Here is a 22,977-nt window from a genome sequence, read left to right on the forward strand (position 1 = left end):
GTGCTGCAGGAGCGGCTTGCTGCTGTGGAGTATAGCCACCTTGCTGTGCACCTTGAGCCTGATTGTTTTGACCATAACCACTGTGTTGCTGAGCGCCTTGTGGTTGATTACCTTGATAACCACCACCTTGTTGTCCGCCTTGACCTTGATTACCTTGGTAACCACCACTGCTTTGCTGATCGCCACCACGTGCGCCTAGCATTTGCATTTGACCAGTAAAGCCATCAACAACAATCTCTGTTGTGTATTTCTCTTGACCTTGTTGATCGGTCCATTTACGCGTTTGAAGTTTACCTTCAACATAAATTTGTGAACCTTTACGGCAATATTCGCCAACAATTTCTGCTAACTTGCCAAAAAATACAACACGATGCCATTCCGTTTTATCAACCATTTGGCCAGTGTTTTTATCTTTATAGCTGTCTGAAGTTGCTAGAGTAATATTTGCTACACCATTGCCGTTAGGCATATAACGAACTTCAGGATCTTGTCCTAAATTACCAACTAAAATTACTTTGTTCACACCGCGTGCCATGGAACCATCTCCTATAAACGTTAGATTAAACCAGCTACTTTACGTGCTTGGTCTAGGTCAAATTCTTTATCATTAATCTTTAAATAGCTGCGGCTTTCATCGCGAACTACGGTTGCTTCTATTACGCCTGGTAATGCAACCAATTGAGAAGCGAGCGTTTGAGCTTGCTCCTCAGAACTTAATTTGGTTATTAAGCTAATAACTTTGCTTTTAGGTGGAACTTGCATTTTCCACGCAACAATAAGCCATATTAACCCAACAAGTGCTGCTGCCGCAAACACAGCTTGCGTTGTTGTTGTTTGCGCTACGTAACCTCCAAGCATACCGCCTAAAAAGGCACCTAAAAACTGGCTGGTTGAATATCCACCCATTGCAGAACCCTTTTGGCTTGCTGGTGCAATACGCGATACAAGTGCTGGCATAGTTGCTTCTAAAAAATTAAATGCGACAAAATAAAGCAGCATACAAACAGCAATACCTATTACGCTATTAACCCAAATAGACATGGCAAGCATACTCACGCTTAACAATGCAACTGAACCTATGAATGCCTGTTTTTCTTTTTCTTTTTTAATGGCAATAATCATAATTGGTACCATTAATAAAAATGCTAAAAACAACACCGGTATATATAAATACCAATGATGGTTAGCCACCAAACCATCTTTAATTAGTTGACTCGGAAGTACAACAAAAATAGTTGTTAGCGTTAAATGTAGTAGTAATACACCAGCATTTAATCGTGCTAACTGCGGATGTTTAATTAGTTTTTTAATATCACTAAAGCTTGCCAGTGTATCGCCCTTAGGGGCTTTATTAACGGCTTTAGGGACCAGTAATGTAACAATAAATATGCCTACAATCGCCAACACAGCGGTTAGCCAAAATACACCTGAAATTCCCCAAGAAGCAGCAACAATCGGTCCAAGTAGCATAGCAAAAGCAAAGCTCATGCCTATGCTCATTCCTATTACCGCCATTACTTTTGGTCGCTGCTCATCTCGGCTTAAATCAGATGCAAACGCAAGTAACGCGCTTGCTATTGCTCCCATACCTTGTAAGGCTCGCCCTACAGTTACCATTTGAATCGAGTCAGCTAATGCAGCTACTACAGAGCCCAGCGCAAATACAGCTAAACCACCTACAATTACTTTTTTACGACCTATTTTATCTGATAACCGACCCATAGGAATTTGTAACACAGCTTGTGTTAACCCATAAGCACCAATAGCAAAGCCTATCCAAATAGGCGAAAAGCCGTCAAGCGACTGCCCATAAATAGCCATTACAGGCATCAGCATAAACAAGCCAAGCATTCTAAATGCAAACACACTTGCTAGCGATACTGCAGCGCGTTTTTCTCGTGAATTAAGTGAAGATGCGGTCATTATTTATGTGATCTTACAGTATGAAAAATTAAGGTTGAGATTCTACCATAAGCTTGGCAAAAATTAATCGCCTATAAGTAAGGATTTTTTCATTGATCAAGGATTAATCTTGCTTCGTATTATGCGATACTGAGTAAATAACTTTGGTAATAAACGAGATAGCATGGAAAACATTGAAGTCAGAGGCGCACGAACGCACAATTTGAAAGACATCAGCCTAACCATCCCACGTGATAAATTAATTGTTATCACTGGGCTATCTGGTTCAGGGAAGTCATCACTTGCATTTGATACACTTTATGCTGAAGGACAGAGGCGTTATGTTGAGTCTCTTTCTGCATATGCAAGACAGTTTTTATCACTGATGGAAAAACCCGATGTTGACCATATCGAGGGCCTCTCTCCTGCTATTTCTATAGAGCAAAAATCAACGTCTCATAACCCACGCTCTACTGTGGGAACTATTACCGAAATATACGACTATTTACGTTTAATGTTTGCCCGTGTGGGTGAGCCTCGATGCCCTACGCATAATTTACCACTTGCTGCACAAACAGTTAGCCAAATGGTTGATACCGTTTTAGCGCTGCCTGAAGGCAGTAAGCTAATGTTGCTTGCGCCAATAGTAAAAGAGCGTAAAGGTGAACACGTTAAGTTATTAGAACAGTTATCTAGCCAAGGTTATATACGCGCTCGTATTGATGGTGAAGTATGTGATTTATCAGATCCACCAACGCTTGAACTTCATAAAAAACATACAATAGAAGTCGTTGTTGACCGCTTTAAAGTAAAAGATGGGTTACAACAGCGTTTGGCTGAATCGTTTGAAACTGCACTTGAAATGTCAAATGGAGTTGCCAAAGTAGCATACATGGACGACAGCAGTGCTGAAGAAGTTTTATTTTCAGCAAACTTTGCGTGTCCAACCTGTGGTTACGCAATGACGGAGCTTGAGCCTCGCTTATTTTCGTTTAATAACCCAGCGGGTGCGTGTCAAACTTGTGATGGATTAGGTATACGTCAGTATTTTGATCCCACTCGTGTTGTACAAAACCCTGAGTTGAGCCTTGCTGGCGGTGCTATTAAAGGGTGGGATAAACGCAGCTTTTATTATTATCAAATGCTACAAGCGGTTGCTGAACATTATAATTTTGATTTAGATGTACCTTATCAAGAGCTAGATGACGAATCTAAAAAAATTATTTTAGATGGTTCTGGCAGCACTAAAATTGCGTTTAATTACCGTAACGACCGTGGTGATTTAATTACTCGTAACCATGAGTTTGAAGGCGTGTTAAATAACATGAACCNTCGCGTTTACGCGAAGAATCTCGCAATGTATTTATTGGTAAAACTAACTTACCTGCAATTACCTGCATGAGTATTGGTGAGGCTATGGAGTTTTTTGAAGGGTTATCGCTAACCGGACAAAAAGGCCAAATAGCTGAAAAAATATTAAAAGAAATTCGCGACCGTTTATCATTTTTAATTAATGTAGGCCTAAACTACTTATCACTTGAACGTAGTGCCGACACTCTATCTGGCGGTGAAGCGCAGCGTATTCGTTTAGCGAGTCAAATTGGTGCCGGTCTTGTTGGTGTAATGTATGTACTTGATGAACCATCAATTGGCTTGCATCAACGCGACAACGACCGCTTACTGCAAACACTGGTCCATTTACGTGATTTGGGTAACACTGTAATTGTGGTAGAACACGATGAAGATGCAATTCGAGCCGCTGATCATATTATCGATATTGGTCCTGGTGCTGGTGTTCATGGTGGTTATATTATTGCCCAGGGCACCCGTGACGACATTTTAGCAAGCAAAGAGTCTGTTACTGGTCAGTTTTTATCAGGTGTGCGTAAAATAGAAATACCAAAAGTACGCCATCCAACTAACGACAAATGGCTAGAGCTGTTTGGTGCAACGGGTAACAATCTTAAAAACGTAGATTTAAAAATTCCATTTGGCTTAATGACTTGTGTTACCGGTGTATCGGGCTCAGGTAAATCAACATTAATAAATGATACCTTATTTAAACTTGCTCATACGGAGTTAAATGGCGCAACGACAGCCGAAGCAGCACCGTATAAATCAATTAGCGGTTTAGACCATTTTGATAAAGTAATCGATATTGATCAAAGCCCGATTGGTCGTACTCCGCGTTCAAATCCAGCAACGTATACTGGAATATTTACTGGCATTCGTGAGTTATTTGCAGGTACACAAGAAGCGCGCTCACGTGGCTACAAAGTAGGTCGCTTTAGCTTCAACGTTAAAGGCGGACGCTGTGAAGCTTGCCAAGGTGACGGCTTAATTAAAGTTGAAATGCACTTTTTACCAGACGTGTATGTACCGTGTGATGTTTGTAAGAGCAAACGCTATAACCGCGAAACACTCGAAGTACAATACAAAGGCAAAAATATACATCAAGTCCTCGAAATGACTGTTGAAGACGCTCATGAGTATTTTGATAAAATACCGGCTATTGCACGTAAGCTTAAAACTCTTATGGACGTTGGTTTGTCGTATGNAAGCCGCTACTACTCTCTCTGGTGGTGAAGCACAGCGTGTAAAACTAGCGCGTGAACTATCAAAGCGTGACACAGGTAAAACACTCTATATATTGGACGAGCCAACTACTGGCTTACACTTTGCCGATATAGAACAGCTACTTGTTGTATTGCACAGGCTTCGCGATCACGGTAATACTATTGTTGTTATTGAGCATAACCTTGATGTGATTAAAACAGCAGATTGGGTTATCGATTTAGGACCTGAAGGCGGTGCTGGTGGTGGTGAAATACTCATTGCAGGCACGCCAGAAGAAGTTGGTGAATGTGAGCGTTCACATACTGGGCATTACTTAAAACCTCTATTGCAAAAATAGAGGTTTACACACCTCGGATAAGGAAAGCCGGTGTTAAGGTATTTTAAAATTGTAAAATGGCGTGCAAATAAGCAGCTACAGCAACAACAAAAAAACTGGCAACCACATAAAATACGTTTACATGAACGTGTTAAAACGGTTTGGTTTAATCTTAACACCGCACAAAAGCTCTATTTAATTGCGCTAATGGTTTTGCTCGTTTTTCAATCGGGCTGGTTGTGCGCACTTATAACTATTACGGCATTAGTCATCGAATTTTGGCCCAAATTTGATAAGTTATGGCACTCGTTGGCTGGTAAAGCATTAATACTTATTTTTTATGCGAGTATTGCTAACTTTGTACTGGCAAATGCCAGCGGCATTGTAAACGATGTAACCCACGTATCTGCCACACAATTCAATTACACACATAACTTTGCCACCCTGCTTTATTTACCACCGTGGGCTTTAGGTATCACGCTAAGTACATTATTATTGTTTCAGTTAATTTTACCTTTTTATATTATAGCTTTATTACTACTAAAACCATTTGGCTCAGAACGAGTTAAGTTTATTAGTCAAAGCTATTCACCATTAATAACCGCAACTCTCCGGTTTTTCTTATCATTAGTCGTTTTAAGTGCGTTATTTACAATAATAGATGGTAGAGATGAAGAAACTTTTTTGGCTGATATTCAAAGTGGCTATTACTTTGGGCAAGAAATGAATAATGATTCTTCAGTAAATAAAGAAAAAGCACTTATAGATTTAAAGGAACAATTAGAAAAACCAGATTCTAGTGTTGATCCTGAAATTAAATCACTAGACACTCAAATTGAAGGAATAGCAAAAGCAACTGAATCGACGACTTTGTTTTTAAATACTCAAGGGTACTTTGAACGCAGTAAACGCCTTATTGCTTTTTTTGCTTTTAACTATGAAGCCGATGGATTCTCGCGGTGTAAAAAAGCTAAAAACAGTAAATCAATCGAAATTAACGACTACGAAATTGTCGAAATCACACCTGATAATACAATGCCTTACGGCTATAAATTTATAGTTAAAGCCTGTGAGTCACCGGCATTCAAAGCACCTAATTAATTTCTTTGTAAATAATCACTTCTCACTTTTTGTACTCTAATTTACTTTTTATCATCGTAACAATTGAAATTTTTACTAGACAAAAAAATACCGCTAAATAGCGGTATTTTATAAATATTCAATCTTTATTATTTAACCACGAGGTATAAAACCTAGTACATCGTATACCGATTTCAATGTTTTCTCAGCACGTACACTTGCTTTTTCAGCACCTGATTTCATTATGCTATTAAGTAGGTTTCGATCTTCTCTGATCTCTTTAAAACGTGCTTGAATTGGCTCTAACATACTCACTACTGCATCGGCAGTGTCTTTCTTCAAGTGACCGTACATTTTGTCTTCATACTCTGGCACTAAGTCTTCAATTGAGCGTTTAGTCGCAACACTTAGTAAAGTAAGTAAGTTTGAAACGCCTGGCTTTTCTGTGCGATCAAAATAGATGCGCGCTTGCTCGTCTGAATCTGTTACTGCTTTTTTAAGTTTTTTCTCAATCTTTTTAGGCTCGTCTAGCATCATTATAAAACCATTTGGGTTTTCGTCAGACTTAGACATTTTTTTAAGTGGATCTTGCAGGCTCATTACGCGAGCGCCAAACTCAGGAATGTACGGCTCTGGTAATGTAAAAATGTCGCCATATACATTATTAAATCGTGTAGCAATATCGCGCGTTAATTCAAGATGTTGTTTTTGATCATCCCCTACTGGCACTTTATCTGCTTGATATAATAAAATATCAGCCGCTTGCAAAGCTGGATAAGCAAATAGCCCCACATTAATATTGTTAGCGTGTGTTGCTGACTTATCTTTAAACTGCGTCATACGATTAAGCTCACCCATTTGCGCATAACAGTTTAAAACCCAACCAAGTTGAGCATGCTCAGGCACTTGAGATTGTACAAATAATGCCGATTTTTCCGGATTAATACCACATGCTGTATATAACGCAACTCCATCCAGTACGCGAGCGCGAAGTAATTCAGGGTCTTGGCGTACCGTAATCGCATGCAAATCTGCAAGCATAAAGTAGCTATCACATTCTTCCTGTAGCTTAACCCACTGGTTAATAGCGCCAACATAGTTGCCTATTGTCATACCACCGGTTGGCTGCATGCCACTTAATACTACTGGTTTACTCATGATTTTCCTTTATTTAGCTTAATTAATAATATTTAACGCTGCGTTAGAACAGGTATTATATCTAAGAAGTTATCACATAGGTACTGTGGATTATAATCTCCAAGGTTTTCACCTTGGTTATAGCCGTAACTAAGTGCGATTACATCTATATTAGCGGCTTTAGCTGCAAGTATATCGCTTTTAGAATCACCTATCATTATCGCTTTACTAGGTTCAACCTTTAGTTTTTTACAAGCAAATAACAATGGATCTGGCGATGGTTTTTTTGCCATGTCGTCACCACATACAATCACATCAAAATGACTTGTTAGAGCAAGTTTATCAAGCAGCTTTTCTGTAAATATACGGGCTTTATTTGTAATTAATGCTTTTGGCATGCCACGAAGCGCTGCAAGTCCGGTTTCGACATGCTGATATAACACACTATATTCACCTACTTGCTGCTCATAGTGCTTATAAAACTGTAATATTGCTTTACTACTAAGTGACTCATCTAGATGCTCACTCACTTGCATATCACCACTCAAAGCGCGTTTAACGAGGACTTCAACACCATTACCGACCCAGCTTTCAACCAAGCGTTGGCTAACAATAGGAAAAGCGAGGCCACTCAAGGTTAGGTTAATAGCAATATACAAGTCGTAAACGCTATCAACCAAAGTACCATCTAAATCAAATAAGGCTATATCGTATTTCATTACTTAACACTTCCAAGCTGTTCACGCATTTGATCAATCACAACCTTGTAATCTGGTTGGTTAAAAATAGCTGAGCCTGCGACAAACATGTCCGCACCCGCTTGTGCTGCGGCTGCAATGTTATCGACTTTAATACCACCATCAACCTCTAAGCGAATATCTCGACCCGATTCAATAATGCGTTGCTTAGCTTGGCGTAATTTTTCAAGCGTATGAGGGATAAAGCTTTGCCCGCCAAAACCTGGGTTAACCGACATAAGTAAAATGGTATCTAGCTTATCAATAACATGATCTAAATAACTTAGGCTTGTAGCTGGGTTAAACACTAAGCCGGCTTTACAGCCGTGATCTTTAATTAACTGTATTGTACGATCTACATGCTCACTGGCTTCTGGNCCAGCCTCTGCAAACAATGGAATAAGACTATCTACAGGTTTAACCATTAAGTGTACGTCGATAGGGGCTGTAATGCCGTAATCTCTTAGTGCTTTACACACCATAGGACCAATTGTAAGGTTAGGTACATAGTGATTATCCATTACATCAAAGTGAACCACGTCAGCACCAGCTGCTAAGACTTTATCGACGTCTTCACCTAGTTTTGCAAAGTCAGCAGATAAAATTGAAGGGGCAATCAAATATTTTTGTTCTGGGGTAAACATAGTTAATCCATCAATCAGTAATATATTCGTTAATGTAACTTAATTAGTGATGTTACCCAAGTCACCAGAGCGAAATATTATTAGTTTTAAAGTTAATTATTTAATAGTTAAGTCATTATTTTTTATAATTATTCAGTATATTCAGCTAAATTTAAGTTTGTTATTTAACCGATATTTGTTATGCTTAAAAAAGTAACAAATTATTGGATTTATTTATGCGTGCATTTAAAACTGGGATATTAATTGCGTCGGCATTATTATTTATTGGAGCATTTAGCTTTGCTCCAACTACAAAGCAAGAATTAAGCTCTGTAAATAATTGCCATAACCAAGAGCAAGCTAGCAGTGTTCAAAATACTGCTCATGCATGTATAAAAATTGAAGATGATTCATCTTGGTTTTCGTGGATAACAGGTGATAGCCGTAGTGCACAATTTCACTATCTTGATCTATTAGAATTACTTACTAGCTCTGAAGACTCAAAAAAGACCCCATCTTTAAAACCATTATTTTAAATAATTTTATAATGTTTAGCACATTAAAATTGCGCTAGCAATATTTTATATTTAATCAGATACAAACGCAGTTTAGACTTAAAACTGCACTTTCCATCTTCAATTATTATAATTGCGATTATACTTAATTATAACTTTTGTATTTTAGGTTTACACAATTGATTCTTTAGTGGTAAATACATTGCCATTAACTCATCAACTTTGTTACGAGACCCGCCTTTAGGACTAATAGTGCGCTTTACTTGAATTTGGTCAAGCGAAGCTTGGCTATAAATTTTTCGAGTCCATACTGTATCGTGATTAGATATAAGCACTGGTGTATTATTTTCAAACGCAGCCTTTTCAGCTAGATTAGCTAAATTAGCTTGGTCATCTAAATTAAAGCCCCCTTTTGCATAAGAGGTAAACGACGCTGTTTTACTTAACGGCACGTAAGGTGGGTCGCAATATATAACTGCATTCTCAGGTACTAATTTAAACACGTCATCGTAGTCTAGACATGTAAATGTAGCTTGCTGGGCTTTTTTAGCAAAAAAGTACATTTCTTTTTCAGGGAAATAAGGTTTTTTATATTTTCCAAAAGGTACGTTAAAAATACCTTTTAAATTATATCTACACAGACCGTTGTAGCCATACCTATTCATATATAAAAATAACATAGAGCGTTCGTATATATCGCGGCTTTGATTAAACTGCACACGGTATTCATAATAAGCGTCAGGGTGGTTATTTAAATCTACAAATAATTTTTTAGCGTCGCTAATAAACTCATCGGGTGAATCTCTGAGCTCTTTATATAAATTAATTAAATCAGCATTAATATCATTAAGAATATAATGTTTAAAATTACTATTTAAAAAAACAGAGCCAGCACCAACAAAAGGTTCAACCAAAGTATCAGCATGCTTACTTGCTTGGTTTAATCGCGCGTTAATATCATCAACTAGACTGTATTTTCCGCCAGCCCATTTAAGGAAGGCTCTACTCTTTTGCTGCATTGGGCTCTTTACTTCAATTCGGTGTTGCGCGATTTTACACTAAAGCAGTTTAATTTACTGATCAAGTAGTGTTATTTCTTGTTTTATTTTACTAATTTTTTTATAGAAAGGCTTATTCTTTAAAATACCAGCCGGCAAGTTTTTCATAGCCCGTTTAGCATCACTTAAATTAGTAAAACTTCCTAATGTTATTACCCACCAAACTTGGTTATTTCTTTTTGTTTGATAAGTATGAGCAATTTTTTGTAATTTATGTTGAGCAATAAATTCGTCACTAACTTGCTGTTGAGTAACAGCCAATAATTGAATTACTGTATTAGCCTCTGGTTGTTGTTGATACCAAGCACTCAGGGGATTATTTTTAGGTTGAGTAGATACATTCACAACCTCTTTGTTTATTTCAAGATCGATTGTAGCAGCAGGCTCTACTTCTTCTTTGCTAATGTCTAACTGCTGAGCGTGTACGCTGGGATCTAAACTTTGCATTATTGCTGGCACATCATTGTGGTGACGTTTAGTATCAATGGCACCTTCACTCTTTACTATATTAGGCTCAGCAGGTTCTACAACCGTACTTTTAAGCTCATCTTTTTCTAGTCGTTGTTCATTAATTTGTTTAGCGGATATAACCGTTGTACTGACTTCAATATCTTCTTGCTCATAGTATTGCTGCCACCATTGCGTCATATCTGATTTATATAGAAAACCTATAATCAAAAACATAATAATAAACATTAAAACAATTAAGTGTAAACGCCATGACACTTTATCTTTTATAACTACATCCACAACATGCTCATTAGCCTGCCAGGCTAATAGTAAACTTGGATTACCGCGTGCCTCAGTTAAAAAAGCCTGAAATACAGGGTCTTCATCATAAGGTAAATCTGTAAAATACCAGCCCAACAATTGTTTACTTTCACTAAGGGTAAGTGGCTCTAAGTAAATTTCTACGGCATTATTTAAAGGCAATTTTGATGGTGAAGCGAGCATAATATACAAAGTGCTTGGGCTACTTTTTGCCAGTAATTCTAGCTCAATCAAAAACTCATCTGATAAATGTCGACCACCATCAAGCACCCACAGACAAGATCCGCATGATTGTTGCTGAGATAATTGATAAAAATTTTCAGATAAACTTAAACTATGATCAACCAGAGGGGCATTAAAGCTTTGCTCTAACAAGTCACTCATTAACTGAGCATCTGTCATTTTTGCGGTTATTTGTACAAACGCTTTATTAAAGTCGTTGTACTTATCGGTAATAAAGGTTTCGAGCATATAACTTTTGCCGAGCCCAGAAGTACCTAATAAAACAATGAAGTTTTGCCCATACTCGAATTGCAGTGCAATTCTATCCACCAAAGCCGCACGGCTTGGTAAAATTTGTAGCTGCATTTATTGCTCGATTAAGGCTCTTACTTGGTCATCAGATACATTATCGACTAATGCACATTGTCCAAATTGGGTAGGTAGAATAAAACGGATTGTACCTTTTTTATTCTTTTTGTCTTTACGCATGTGCGTTAAAAACTGCTCACTCGTCATTTCTGCTGGTATTGTGGTTGGCAGGTTATACTGTGCAATAACATCAACAATACGTGCTACTTCGTCAACTGTTAAGCCCTGACGTGTATGAGCAAGTTGCGCAGCAAGCACCATTCCTGTAGCTACAGCTTCACCATGTAGCCAAACACCATATCCCATTTGTGCTTCAATCGCATGCGCAAATGTATGGCCTAAATTTAAAAGCGCTCTAATACCATGTTCTTTCTCATCTTGAGCAACAATCAATGCTTTAATTTCACAACATCTAAAAATAATGTGCTGTAAACACACTTCATTTAATTGCTGTAAGCTTTCTACATTTTTCTCTAAATAAGCAAATAACTCAGTATCATAAATCAGCCCATACTTAATAACCTCAGCCATGCCCGCAGCAAACTCTCTTGCTGGTAAAGTGTGGAGTGATTGTGTATCGATAAAAACGGCTTGTGGCTGATAAAAAGCCCCAATCATATTTTTACCTAATGGATGATTTACAGCTGTTTTACCACCAACAGAGGAATCAACTTGAGATAGTAATGTAGTTGGAATTTGAATAAACGGCACACCGCGTTGATAACACGCTGCAACAAAACCGGTTAAATCACCCACTACTCCACCGCCTAATGCAATTAAGCACGTATCGCGACCGCAATTATTTTGAAGTAAAAATGCAGATATTTTTTCAAACCATTCTAGTGACTTGTATTGCTCACCATCAGGAATAATAAAAGAGAGTGGATTTAATTCGTCTAATGAATCAAGTAAGCCTTGCAAATATAAAGGCGCTATTGTGTCATTAGTAATGATGATAGGCCGACAATCACCAACGTGGTGAACTAGGCGGCCATTATCTTGAAGTGCAGATTGACCAATATAAATAGGATAACTTCGCTCGTCCAAATTAACAGTTAATTCAAGCATGCTCAGTTGTTCCTTTTATTATTGGTTTTTAAAAATCTAGTTTCTCGATGATTTGGTTAGCAACAACTTTAGCGCTTTGCTCATCAGTGCGTACAACAAAATCAGCCACTTCTTTATATAACGGTTCGCGTTCTTCTGCTAAGCGCTCTAATACATCACGAGGTGCTTCTTCAGTTTGCAGTAATGGGCGACGCTTGTCGCGTTGTGTGCGTGCAACTTGTTTTTCAATAGGTGTCTCTAGGTATACAACGATACCACGAGCCGAAAGCTTGTTTCGAACTTCTTTACTCATTACTGAACCACCACCGGTTGCAAGTACAATACCTTGCATTTCGGTTAAGTCGCCAATAACAGATTCTTCACGAAGTCTAAAGCCTTCTTCACCTTCAAGATCAAACACCCAGGCAATATCTGCACCGGTACGGCGTTCGATTTCTTGATCAGAATCAACAAATTCAAGGTGTAATTGATCGGCAATGTGACGACCAATTGTGCTTTTTCCAGCCCCCATGGGGCCAATTAGAAATATATTACGTTTCTCAGCCATATCTTTTAGTACAAACGAACTCTAAAATTAGAAATAAAACCCCGCCTAACGACCTGGCCCCAAAATTAAGGAGGGGATTATCTCAGTAATTGAGGGGGTATTTCAAGTCAATTAGCATAAAAAGCTATATAACGAGCAATTAATATAAATAATCGCCCATTAGTTAACAAAATAGTACTGTATTTTAATCGATTTGTATTTTTGGTGTCACGAAAATTAGTAATTCACGTTTTTCGTTAAACTCACTTGTCGTTTTAAATAATCTTCCAAGGTAAGGAATATCACCTAAAATTGGTACTTTACTCGTAGCATTAATTATTTGTTGCTGAAATATTCCCCCAAGCACTACTGTTTGACCGTTATCAACCAACACTTGGGTTTCAATTTGTTGTGTATCAATCGACACGGCATCACCTGTACCGGTTGCAACTGTATCACCTCGAGTATCTTGAGTAATAATAAGATCTAATATTACTTTATTGTCTGGAGTAATGTGAGGCGTTACCTGCAGGCTCAGTACTGCTTTTTTAAAGCTAACTGTTGTTGCACCGCTTGACGCAGATTCTACATAAGGAATTTCGGTACCTTGCTCTATACGCGCTTTTTGTTGATTACCCGTCGTAATACGAGGACTAGCAATAATTTCGCCTTTATTTTCTTCTTCCAGCGCGCTTAGTTCTAAATCAATTAAAGTACCATTAGCAAGTTTAGCAATATGCATTCCTATACTAGCAGCGGAACCACTAGAGGCTGGTAAGTTCACATTTAATCTATCTGATATACTTGGAATAGTACCGTTAGAAATGGTTTCAGCACCTTCTAGCGAACCAGATATACCGTCACTGCCTTGTTGGTCGCTAAAGCCCCAACGTACGCCAATATCTTCTGTTACGTTGTCGCGTACGGTTACCATACGCGCCTCAATAACAACCTGCTTTACGGCGATATCAAGTACTTCAATCATTTTACGAATGCTCTCAATACTTTTAGCCGTATCTTTAAGCAATAATGTATTTGTACGCTTATCAACTGAAACACTACCGCGTGGGCTGATAATACTGTTTATATCTGTTTTTAATAAATCAGCGAAATCTTCAGCTTTGGCATAATTTAAACGAATATATTCACTATAAAGCGGCTCTAAGTCTTCAACATCTTGTTTTGCTTTTAAATCTTTAGCTTCACGTGCTGCAAGCTCTTCTGACGGAGCGACCATTAAAATAGAACCATCCATACGCTTATCAAGACCTTTAATTCTCAATACAACATCTAGAGCCTGATCCCATGGTACGCCATCTAAGCGAAGTGTAATATTACCAGTCACAGAATCACTGGTAACTAAATTAAAGTCGTTATAACCTGCAATAATTTGTAACACAGCACGAATAGAAATATCTTGGAAATTTAAGGTCATTGGACGACCTTGATATTCTTTACCGCCATCTAAGTAGGCATTTTGTGTTTCGTCTTTTTCTACTGTAAGAGTAAGTATGCTATCTATTTGCTGATAAGTAAAAGTAAACGCTGAATTTGGCTCTATCACTATTCGGCTAAACCCATCTTCTTTAAACGTTTCGATGTTGCTTACAACCGTACCAAAATCCAAAACATCTAATTCATAAAGTAAATCATCTAAAATATCTGTGTGGTAAAAATCAGCAATAATTTTGCCGCCACTTTCATGAACTTCAATAGCAGCCTGAGTGTCTTGTAAAAATACAAGGACCTTAGCTTCCCCTTTCTCTCCACGGCGAAAATCAATAGATTGAATACGGTTAATATAATTACCAGCAACCTCTGTTGAGTCGCTACTTTCATTACCCACCGACTGCTCAGTTAATGGGTTATCAGAAACACGCAAAGAAACTAAGTTGTTTTGGACTTCGGTTTCATAAATTTTTAATCTATCAAGGTTCACTGTTACTTTTAAGCCATTATCAGTAATGACATTAGTAACATTAGTAATTCCGGCTTGATTTACAGGAACACTTTCTAAGCCTTGTTCTAATTGCGCTGTACTAAATAGCATCTCAATTCGAGCTGGGCTATTAAATACTTGTATTGTTGGCTCTTGGGTTAATTCTTCATCGAAGACTAACTGTAATTCTGTTTCGCCCTTAAGCAATGGGTTGTAACGAACATCGTAAAGTAATGGCGCAGCAATAACTGAATTTGCTACGACGAGAGTTAACATGGCAAATAGAACTCGCGAAATGCGATTAAGCCAAAGTACATCCTTATACATGTTGTTTTTACCTTTTTTATTATTAATTTGCGCCATCTGTTGCCGCCTCTAGCATTTCTAATTTAGTCAGGCGTTCTTTCCAACAACCAGACCCATCAGGGATTAATTCGACTAATTCAATGTAATCACTATTTACTAATCTTACTTTTCCATCATAACTGCCTAAGTAGTTTCCAACAGTCACACGATGTAAAGTTTCATCAGCGGCAGTAATAAGTGCCCAAGCTTGTCCATTAGATCCCATAGTGCCTTTCATTGCTAAGTTATCTAACGGGTATTTTTCTAAAGGCTCACGCCTACGCTCAGGATCTGGATGCAAACAATTTTTAACTTGCGTAAGTTTATTTTGAATTATTTCTGGTTGCGGTGCCACAAACGGACTACGCAACTGTTTTGCACTATATTCAAAATACTCAAATTTTATAAGATCAGGTATCGCATCAACTTTAGGTGTTGTACTCGCTTTTACTTGATCAATAAACTCTTTTTGCTCTGAGGTGTCGTCGTTACAACCACTCAGTACTAATGCTAATAGAGGTATTAAAGGAAGGAGTCTCATTTTTTCACCCCTTCTTCATAACGGTATGTTTTTGCTACTACGCTAAATGTTAGTTGTTTATCGCCCGATGATAAAATAGAAAAATCATGCAAGCTAACAATACGAGGAAGTTGGGCTACTTTCCCTACAAATTCACCAAAATTATGATAAGTCCCGACTACTTCAATTTTAATTGGTAGCTCAGTATAAAATTCTTTTTCTACTTCTGGAAGCCAGCCAATTTTTAAGAATGTTAATCCGCTTGTAGTACCAACATACGATAAGTCATCTAATAAACCAGGAGTTTCATCAGACGTAGGTAAGCGCTTTAATAGTTGAGAAAACTTATCTTCCATCTCAACCATTTGTTCACGATATATTTCAAGTTTACTTGCCACGGCATACTTTGTTCGATACGTAGTACGTAACTCAACTTCTTTTGCTACGGCATTATGATAACTATCTATTTCATCCGAAACCAAAAAGCTATAACTAAAATACAATATTAAAGCAGCAATAAAAGAGCAAAATATAACTTTTACGACGATAGGCCACTCACCTATATTATCAAGCTCGATCTCATTCCAATCAACTTCGCTAAACGCTTTTAGATTAAGGCTCATCTGAAACCTCACCAATTTTATTAAATGGTTTTACATAAAATTCCATATTAAAATCACTGAGTAAACGCGAAGACTCGTCGCCTGCAACAATACCTTGCATTATAGGACGTTCTAATAAATATGAACCTTGTACTTGACGAAGCATCGTTGATAAACGGTTATTAGACTCGCTGCGTCCTAATACATGAATTTGATTACCTCTACGCTCAAGCTTAGTTAAATAAACGCCTCCTGGCACTATTTTTGCCACTTCATCCATAATTTGAGTACCTAAGTTACGACTGCTTTGTAATTCTTCAATTAAGCGCATACGTTGCTGTAAATTTTCTTTTCTTTTATCCAGCTCTCTTATTTCTCTTATTTTGTTATCTAACGTACCAATTTCTGCACTTAGATAATTATTTTTGATATTTTGCCCGTCTTTGTATCCTGCATATACCGCACTTAGTAAGTACATACTTGCAAAGCACAAAATCACAATTGCAATTAATATAGTAAAGAATTTCTTTTTAGACTCTTCGCGTTTCAGTTCACGCCAAGGTAGTAGATTTATATATGGCATGATGAAAAACTCCTCAAGGCCAATCCTGTGGCTATAGCAAACTGCGTTCTGTGTCGTTTCATCACATTACGGTCAACTTTTGGCGCAACCTCCATATTAACAAACGGTTCAGCTACAACAGAATGGATACCAAGTTCTTCTATTAACAAACGATCTAAGCCATTAATCATGGCAGTTCCGCCAGTTAAAACAATATAATCAATTTGATCTTTGCCGCTAGTTGTTAAAAACATTTGAACTGCTCTGCGCACTTGTTGAAGCAATGATGTTTGAAAAGGAGCTAGCACCTCAAAGGTATAATTAGGAGGTAAGTCACCAGATGTTTTACCTATTTCAGCTTCATCAAACCCTTTATTGTAATATGCAACAATACTGTTTGTGTATTGATCACCACCAAAAACTTGGTCTCGGGTGTATATAGTTTCACCACCTTGCACAACGCTAACAAGCATTAACACTGCGCCAATATCAACCACAGCAACACATTTATTAAATGCATCAGTGGGTAATTGCTGATAATAAATATCCATAGAGCGACTAAGAGCATAGCTTTCTACATCAACAACTTTTGCTTCCAAATCAGCAACCTCTAAAGCACCAACACGCGCTTCAATACTTTCTGTTCGCGCAGCTGAAAGTAATACATTCATTTTGCTTGGATCAGCTTCGTTTGTTGAAAGCCTTTCAAAGTCGAGGCTCACTTCATCAAGTGGGTATGGAATTAAGCTATCGGCTTCAATCTCGATTTGTGATTCGAGTTCAGCATCAGTTAATGATACATCCATGAAAATGACTTTCGTAATAACGGTTTGACCCGAAACTGCAACAGCCGCAGATTTTAGCGATTTAGGCAGTTTTCTTTTTAATTTAGTTATTATATTACCAATCGCTTCAATATCTTGAATTGCTCGCTCGCTCATTGCGCCTTTAGGCATGGGTTCAATTGCAAGCGCTTCTAGTCGAAATCCGTTTTCAATTTCACTTAAAAGCACCGCTTTGATAGAGTGCGATCCAATATCAATTCCTACCATCATCTTTGACGGCTTTTGAAATAGTTGACTTAGCATGTTTGCAACTTGACCTTTGTTTTAATAATAAACAAGTTATAATTGTTATCTTAAAAAATATTATTCATTTTTTAATCAATATATACTAGCAGTCTCCATACATAATTGGGAGCCTATTTAGGGAAATATAAGTGATTTTATTAAAACGAACTTTACAATTCTTTATCATTTGCACGATTTTAGGGCTAATTACTTTAATCAGCCTTTATTATTACGTTAAACCTGATATCCCCAGTGTGCAAGTTTTAAAAGACGTACAATTACAAACTCCCATGCAAGTATTCACTAAAGATGGTCTTTTGATCAATCAATTTGGTGAAAAGCGGCGCATTCCAGTCACTATAGATGAAATACCAAAACCTTTAATCAATGCTTTTTTAGCGACTGAAGATAACCGATTTTACGATCATATTGGTATAGATCCAATAGGAATAATACGCTCCGCACTAGTACTTATTTCTACAGGTGAAAAAAAACAAGGTGCAAGTACTATTACTATGCAGCTAGCGCGTAACTTTTTCTTAACCCGAGAAAAAGCATATATTCGTAAAGTAAAAGAAATATTTATAGCTCTACATATTGAAAAATTATTAACTAAAGACGAAATTCTTGAGCTTTATCTAAATAAAATAGAACTGGGTAATCGTGCTTTTGGTATTGGTGCAGCAGCGCAAGTATATTACGGAAAAGAATTAAAAGACTTAACACTTGCCCAAATGGCGATGATTGCAGGCTTACCAAAAGCACCTTCTGCTCTCAATCCTATTCGTAACCCTACACGCGCAAAGTCTCGTCGAAATGTTGTTCTTGGTCGAATGCTAACTGAAAACTATATTACGCAATCACAATATGATGATGCGAAAAGCCAACCTATTACGGCTTATTTCCATGGCGCTGAAATTGATTTGTACGCCCCTTACATTTCTGAAATGGTACGTGCTGAAATGGTCGCTCGTTATGGCGCCGATAAAGCATATAACTCAGGTTATAAAATATTTACCTCTGTTGAATCTCGAGTACAACAAGCGGCACAAACTGCTCTCGTTAATAACCTACATAACTATGATATGCGACACGGCTACAGAGGACCGGTTAAAGTTTTATGGGAATCCGAAACACAACCCGCTTTAAATAAATTACAAATACTGAGTGAATTAAAAAGCACAAAAGAAATTGGTCCATTAAAGGCGGCTGTTGTATTAGCTGTTAATGAAAAAACTGCTGATGTGATTCTTAAAGATGGTGAGGTTACGACCCTTACTTGGGATAATTTAAAATGGGCTCGCAAATACATTACTCGTTATCGCCAAAGTTTTGCTCCTAAAACTGCATCAGATATATTAACACCGGGTGTGCAAATATGGCTTCGCAAAAATAGCGACGATAGTTATTTACTTAGCCAAATACCAGAAGCCTCTAGTGCTATTGTATCGCTTGCTCCGCAAGATGGGCGCATAAAAGCAATAGTTGGCGGTTATAGCTTTGAACAAAGCCAGTACAACCGTGCAGTTCAAGCTAAACGCCAGGTAGGCTCAAACATTAAACCTTTTATTTATTCAGCAGCGCTTGAAAAGGGCTATACCCTTGCGTCTATATTAAACGATGCGCCTATAAACTTATGGGATAAAGGCCAAGGCGTAGCATGGCGTCCAGAAAACAGTCCTGCTATTTATAATGGTCCAATACGTATTCGCCGTGCTCTTGCACAGTCTAAAAACGTTATTTCAATTCGTTTACTTCGTGGTGTAGGGCTTCAACGTACTGCAGATCATTTACTAAAATTTGGCTTTAAAAATTCAGATATTAATCGCAGCGAATCACTTGCTTTGGGTAGTGCATCTATTACACCACTTGAGCTTGCGCGTGGTATGAGCGCTTTTGCAAATGGTGGGCATTTAATAGAACCTTACTTTATTTCTGAAATTCAAGATGCTTACGGCAATGTATTATTTAAAACTAATCCTGCTATTGCATGCGATGAAGACATGAATGAATCTGCAGTAAGTGCTAGCAACCTAACAACACAAAGCAGTGGAAGTAATGAAGTTACTCAACCAATCAAATGTGCACCTAGAGTAATCTCTAAACAAAATGCATTTTTAATTGCAGATGCAATGAACAGTGCAGTTTGGGGTGGTGGTAGTTGGGCGCATAACACAGGTTGGAGTGGTACAGGTTGGCGAGCTCAGGCTCTAGAACGCCGTGATCTTTCAGGTAAAACAGGAACAACCAATGACTCTGTTGATACTTGGTTCAGTGGCTTTAATAATAATGTACTTACCTCGGTTTGGGTTGGGTTCGATAATCCAGGTAACTCTCTAGGTCGAACAGCTTACAACAGCAATCTCAGTGGGAATCAAATATCAGGTGCTGAATCAGGTGCTAAAACAGCTCAACCGGCTTGGGTTGAATTCATGAAAGCTGCACTTGAAGGCACACCAGAGGCACCTATAGAACCGCCAGAAGGACTTGTATCTATCAGGATTGATTTAGCAACAGGTCTGCTAAGCCATAAAAACGACTACACTAGCCGTTTTGAATACTTTGAAAAAGGCACTGCACCGACTAAATACGTTATGTCGCAGCCTACTGATATTTTTGAGGAAAATACAAAAACAGAAGAAGAGCTATTCTAAATAGTTTTTTAAACAAAAGCGGCAGCCAATTTAGGCTGNCCAATATAAGTCCGAATGAATACCCGCTGCAGTTACTTCTTTTCCTGCGCCTGGTCCTTGAATAACGAGTGCGTTATCGCGGTACCATTTACTATTAATCACAAAAATATTATCCCCTGGCGTTAAGTTAGCTAAAGCATGACCTTCAGCCACGTAAGCTATTCCCACTTTTGCAGTTACTTTTCCTTGCTCTATTTCTAGTAAGCCAGTGTAACGAAGCACTGAATGCTGTGATTGTGCTTTACTCGCGTGTACTTGTATAAAAGAATCTAACTCATCTTTTTGATCAATAAAATCCTTCCAGCTACCTTTAGCCAATTTGTCAGGCATAAGTGCAGATAGCTCTATATCATTAAGGTCTAACTTAATACCTAGCTCTCGCGCTAAGATAAGTAACTTACGTTGCATGTCTCGACCTGACAGGTCTTCTCGCGGATCGGGTTCTGTAAATCCCATGTTTTGCGCTTCAATTACCAAATCAGAAAATGCTTTTGATCCATCATATTTACTGCATAGCCACGACAAAGTACCCGAAAAAACACCTTCTATTCGCGTTATTTTATCGCCACTATTTTGTAAATCTGCTAACGCAAAATTAATAGGTAAACCAGCACCTACACTTGTGTTGTAACGCCAATGCAAATTTTTATCTGTTATACGACTACGTAACAACTCATACCATGTAGTAGGTGCTGTACCGGCATATTTATTAGCACTAATTAAATGACAATCACGCTCAACAAAGTCTGTGTATAACAAACTAAATTGTTCACTAGCAGTTATATCTATAACAACTTTATGCTCATAATCAAGCTCACTAATCACATGTAATAAATCAGACTTATTATATTTGCATGCTTCATGCTGCCATTGCGTATCCCACTGCTGGGTATTAATACCACTGGCATTAAATAGCATTTGTGTTGAGCGAACTAAACCTACCAGTTTAATACTATAATCATTTGGCAAACGTTTAATTTGCGAAGACAACTGATCAATAAAAACCTTACCTACATTGCCAAGCCCTGCCACTATTAATGCTATTTCTTGACCTTTATTTATCAGTTGGTCGTGTAATATACTCAGTACATCACTATCAATAAGTTGATCAGTCAACAACAGTGCATAGCCGCACCCTTTATGAACAAACCTAGGCTTAATGCTTTGTTGATTTAATACATCGAGAGCTTGTAAGTTCAACGCATTAATATCTTGCTCTGATGCAATGACCGCACAACCATTTAAATTCGACTCACTAATATTAGCTCTGCCTGAAAAATAACTTACAATCTGATTTGTTGCAGCAGCAGGTACGATTAAATAAGTTTCCCCACTTTGATTAAAATGATGAAGGCTATGCTGAATAAGCTGGCTGATATCTGCAACCTCTCCTTCACTAAGCTCATCAATCGTTAATAAGTCCACATTATGTAACGTTGTTATAAAGCGTTTTTGTTTAACGCTACCCTCTTTTACAATATCTGTTTGACCTGCTTGCACGTCAAAACTACTGCGAACAGCCAGTTTTATATCTGTATTTTTAAGTGGAGATAACGTTTTTGCGTGAAGTACAGGGTTACCCAATCTGGCTAATAAATTAGCCTGCCCTCGGCATATTTTAGCGTATTTAATCGCTTTACTAACTTTACGAGGATCGGCGCTAAACACGCCTTGAGTGTCAGTCCAAATGCATACTTGCTTTGCATTGCAGTAATTTGCTAATAAGGTCGCGCTATAATCGCTGCCATTACGGCCCAACGTTACAGTATCGCCATTAGTATTTTTAGCAATAAATCCTGTTACTACGTTAATTTTACTATGATCGATTAAGTCGCTGCATTGCTTAACATTTTGTGTATGTAATAGTTGCCCATTATTTAAAGAAAATAACTCTCTAGCATCTTGCGCGCAGGCATCAATATTTAGTTGCTGTAAATAAGTTGCTAATAAACGCGCCGACCATAATTCACCATGAGCGAGTAACACAGCTTCTTGCAATTGCTTATTTTTAGCTAATTCCGTAATTAAACTTAATTCTTCATTTAATGTTTTAAGTGCACTGCGTTTAAGATCCGCTTGTAACAATTGCTCAATCAAATCACTTTGGTGATTACTTAGCTGTAATAATATATCAGCCACAACTTGCATATCTTGTTGCTGATAACTTTGCCATAGCGTTACTAGAGTATCAGTTGTTTTACCTGATGCAGATACCACCACACAATCACCAGATTGAGTATGAGCTAAAATAATCTTTGCAACGCTTTGATAGCGCTCGGTCGAACTCAAACTCGACCCACCAAATTTATGTACGCAATTAACCATATTCTACCAATCCATTTTAT

At 37.9% G+C, this 22,977-nt stretch carries 18 protein-coding genes and 1 pseudogene; 4 read left to right on the forward strand and 15 right to left on the reverse strand.

The annotated features are described in order from the left end of the window. Both ssb and L647_RS0115310 read right to left on the reverse strand, forming a co-directional pair. Positions 1 to 535, reverse strand: a 535-nt coding sequence (ssb, locus tag L647_RS0115305) for a single-stranded DNA-binding protein (RefSeq protein WP_024611835.1), incomplete at its 3' end; no start/stop codon positions are given. Between the two features lie 20 nt (positions 536 to 555). Continuing rightward, complete coding sequence (locus L647_RS0115310; RefSeq protein WP_024611836.1) at positions 556 to 1,923, reverse strand: MFS transporter; 1,368 nt, start codon at positions 1,921 to 1,923, stop codon at positions 556 to 558. A gap of 163 nt (positions 1,924 to 2,086) precedes the next feature. On the opposite strand from L647_RS0115310, the pseudogene uvrA reads away from it, so the two are divergent. After that, positions 2,087 to 4,816, forward strand: a pseudogene (uvrA, locus tag L647_RS01000000124380) (excinuclease ABC subunit UvrA). Positions 4,817 to 4,846: 30 nt separating this feature from the next. Beyond that, the gene (locus L647_RS0115320; protein WP_024611837.1) at positions 4,847 to 5,896 is read left to right on the forward strand and encodes a hypothetical protein; all 1,050 of its coding nucleotides are present in this window, start codon (positions 4,847 to 4,849) and stop codon (positions 5,894 to 5,896) included. Positions 5,897 to 6,028: 132 nt separating this feature from the next. On the opposite strand, the gene trpS is transcribed toward L647_RS0115320, so the two are convergent. Genes trpS through rpe form a run of 3 tightly spaced genes read right to left on the reverse strand, consistent with a single transcriptional unit; the run spans position 6,029 to position 8,393 of the window. After that, positions 6,029 to 7,033, reverse strand: a complete 1,005-nt coding sequence (gene trpS / locus L647_RS0115325) for a tryptophan--tRNA ligase (RefSeq protein WP_024611838.1) — start codon at positions 7,031 to 7,033, stop codon at positions 6,029 to 6,031. 32 nt (positions 7,034 to 7,065) lie between these two features. Then, positions 7,066 to 7,731 (reverse strand): phosphoglycolate phosphatase, encoded by a 666-nt coding sequence (locus tag L647_RS0115330; RefSeq protein ID WP_024611839.1) that lies wholly within the window; start codon positions 7,729 to 7,731, stop codon positions 7,066 to 7,068. Continuing rightward, positions 7,731 to 8,393, reverse strand: a complete 663-nt coding sequence (gene rpe / locus L647_RS0115335; protein ID WP_024611840.1) for a ribulose-phosphate 3-epimerase — start codon at positions 8,391 to 8,393, stop codon at positions 7,731 to 7,733. Before rpe ends, L647_RS0115330 begins: the two co-directional genes overlap by 1 nt. Before the next feature lie 215 nt (positions 8,394 to 8,608). Between rpe and L647_RS0115340 the strand changes: the two genes are divergently transcribed. Next, complete coding sequence (locus L647_RS0115340) at positions 8,609 to 8,908, forward strand: hypothetical protein (protein ID WP_024611841.1); 300 nt, start codon at positions 8,609 to 8,611, stop codon at positions 8,906 to 8,908. A gap of 128 nt (positions 8,909 to 9,036) precedes the next feature. Here the strand turns inward: L647_RS0115340 and L647_RS0115345 are convergent, their stop codons facing one another. The 9 genes from L647_RS0115345 to L647_RS0115385 all read right to left on the reverse strand — a co-directional run bounded on the left by L647_RS0115345 (position 9,037) and on the right by L647_RS0115385 (position 17,957). Next, entirely contained in the window at positions 9,037 to 9,906 is an 870-nt protein-coding gene (locus L647_RS0115345) for a Dam family site-specific DNA-(adenine-N6)-methyltransferase (protein ID WP_024611842.1), read from the reverse strand. 54 nt (positions 9,907 to 9,960) lie between these two features. After that, complete coding sequence (locus L647_RS0115350; protein ID WP_024611843.1) at positions 9,961 to 11,304, reverse strand: AAA family ATPase; 1,344 nt, start codon at positions 11,302 to 11,304, stop codon at positions 9,961 to 9,963. Continuing rightward, positions 11,305 to 12,375 (reverse strand): 3-dehydroquinate synthase, encoded by a 1,071-nt coding sequence (aroB, locus tag L647_RS0115355; protein WP_024611844.1) that lies wholly within the window; start codon positions 12,373 to 12,375, stop codon positions 11,305 to 11,307. A gap of 28 nt (positions 12,376 to 12,403) precedes the next feature. Beyond that, positions 12,404 to 12,922, reverse strand: a complete 519-nt coding sequence (aroK, locus tag L647_RS0115360) for a shikimate kinase AroK (protein WP_006793103.1) — start codon at positions 12,920 to 12,922, stop codon at positions 12,404 to 12,406. Between the two features lie 184 nt (positions 12,923 to 13,106). Continuing rightward, on the reverse strand, positions 13,107 to 15,203 hold the full coding sequence (locus L647_RS0115365) for a type IV pilus secretin PilQ family protein (RefSeq protein WP_024611845.1): 2,097 nt from the start codon (positions 15,201 to 15,203) through the stop codon (positions 13,107 to 13,109). Next, positions 15,190 to 15,726, reverse strand: coding sequence for a pilus assembly protein PilP (locus tag L647_RS0115370; protein WP_024611846.1), 537 nt, complete (start codon positions 15,724 to 15,726; stop codon positions 15,190 to 15,192). The genes L647_RS0115365 and L647_RS0115370 overlap by 14 nt, the downstream gene beginning before the upstream one ends. After that, entirely contained in the window at positions 15,723 to 16,328 is a 606-nt protein-coding gene (locus L647_RS0115375; protein ID WP_024611847.1) for a type 4a pilus biogenesis protein PilO, read from the reverse strand. The genes L647_RS0115370 and L647_RS0115375 overlap by 4 nt, the downstream gene beginning before the upstream one ends. Then, positions 16,318 to 16,890, reverse strand: coding sequence for a PilN domain-containing protein (locus tag L647_RS0115380; protein WP_024611848.1), 573 nt, complete (start codon positions 16,888 to 16,890; stop codon positions 16,318 to 16,320). The genes L647_RS0115375 and L647_RS0115380 overlap by 11 nt, the downstream gene beginning before the upstream one ends. Continuing rightward, positions 16,878 to 17,957, reverse strand: a complete 1,080-nt coding sequence (locus L647_RS0115385; RefSeq protein ID WP_024611849.1) for a pilus assembly protein PilM — start codon at positions 17,955 to 17,957, stop codon at positions 16,878 to 16,880. Before L647_RS0115385 ends, L647_RS0115380 begins: the two co-directional genes overlap by 13 nt. A 131-nt stretch (positions 17,958 to 18,088) precedes the next feature. Between L647_RS0115385 and L647_RS0115390 the strand changes: the two genes are divergently transcribed. Beyond that, complete coding sequence (locus tag L647_RS0115390; protein ID WP_024611850.1) at positions 18,089 to 20,593, forward strand: PBP1A family penicillin-binding protein; 2,505 nt, start codon at positions 18,089 to 18,091, stop codon at positions 20,591 to 20,593. Positions 20,594 to 20,623: 30 nt separating this feature from the next. On the opposite strand, the gene metL is transcribed toward L647_RS0115390, so the two are convergent. Then, the gene (gene metL / locus L647_RS0115395) at positions 20,624 to 22,957 is read right to left on the reverse strand and encodes a bifunctional aspartate kinase/homoserine dehydrogenase II (RefSeq protein WP_024611851.1); all 2,334 of its coding nucleotides are present in this window, start codon (positions 22,955 to 22,957) and stop codon (positions 20,624 to 20,626) included. Positions 22,958 to 22,977: the final 20 nt, after the last annotated feature.

Origin of the sequence: Pseudoalteromonas sp. TB64 (assembly GCF_000498095.1) — a bacterium.
In the GTDB taxonomy this organism is placed as follows: Bacteria; Pseudomonadota; Gammaproteobacteria; order Enterobacterales; family Alteromonadaceae; genus Pseudoalteromonas.

Coding starts and splice junctions, on each gene's coding strand:
- L647_RS0115340 (WP_024611841.1), top strand. CDS start 8,609: ATGCGTGCATTTAAAACTGGGATATTAATTGCGTCGGCATTATTATTT.
- L647_RS0115370 (WP_024611846.1), bottom strand. CDS start 15,726: ATGAGACTCCTTCCTTTAATACCTCTATTAGCATTAGTACTGAGTGGT.
- aroB (WP_024611844.1), bottom strand. CDS start 12,375: ATGCTTGAATTAACTGTTAATTTGGACGAGCGAAGTTATCCTATTTAT.
- aroK (WP_006793103.1), bottom strand. CDS start 12,922: ATGGCTGAGAAACGTAATATATTTCTAATTGGCCCCATGGGGGCTGGA.
- trpS (WP_024611838.1), bottom strand. CDS start 7,033: ATGAGTAAACCAGTAGTATTAAGTGGCATGCAGCCAACCGGTGGTATG.
- L647_RS0115330 (WP_024611839.1), bottom strand. CDS start 7,731: ATGAAATACGATATAGCCTTATTTGATTTAGATGGTACTTTGGTTGAT.
- L647_RS0115375 (WP_024611847.1), bottom strand. CDS start 16,328: ATGAGCCTTAATCTAAAAGCGTTTAGCGAAGTTGATTGGAATGAGATC.
- L647_RS0115345 (WP_024611842.1), bottom strand. CDS start 9,906: ATGCAGCAAAAGAGTAGAGCCTTCCTTAAATGGGCTGGCGGAAAATAC.
- L647_RS0115380 (WP_024611848.1), bottom strand. CDS start 16,890: ATGCCATATATAAATCTACTACCTTGGCGTGAACTGAAACGCGAAGAG.
- L647_RS0115350 (WP_024611843.1), bottom strand. CDS start 11,304: ATGCAGCTACAAATTTTACCAAGCCGTGCGGCTTTGGTGGATAGAATT.
- L647_RS0115365 (WP_024611845.1), bottom strand. CDS start 15,203: ATGGCGCAAATTAATAATAAAAAAGGTAAAAACAACATGTATAAGGAT.
- L647_RS0115310 (WP_024611836.1), bottom strand. CDS start 1,923: ATGACCGCATCTTCACTTAATTCACGAGAAAAACGCGCTGCAGTATCG.
- L647_RS0115385 (WP_024611849.1), bottom strand. CDS start 17,957: ATGCTAAGTCAACTATTTCAAAAGCCGTCAAAGATGATGGTAGGAATT.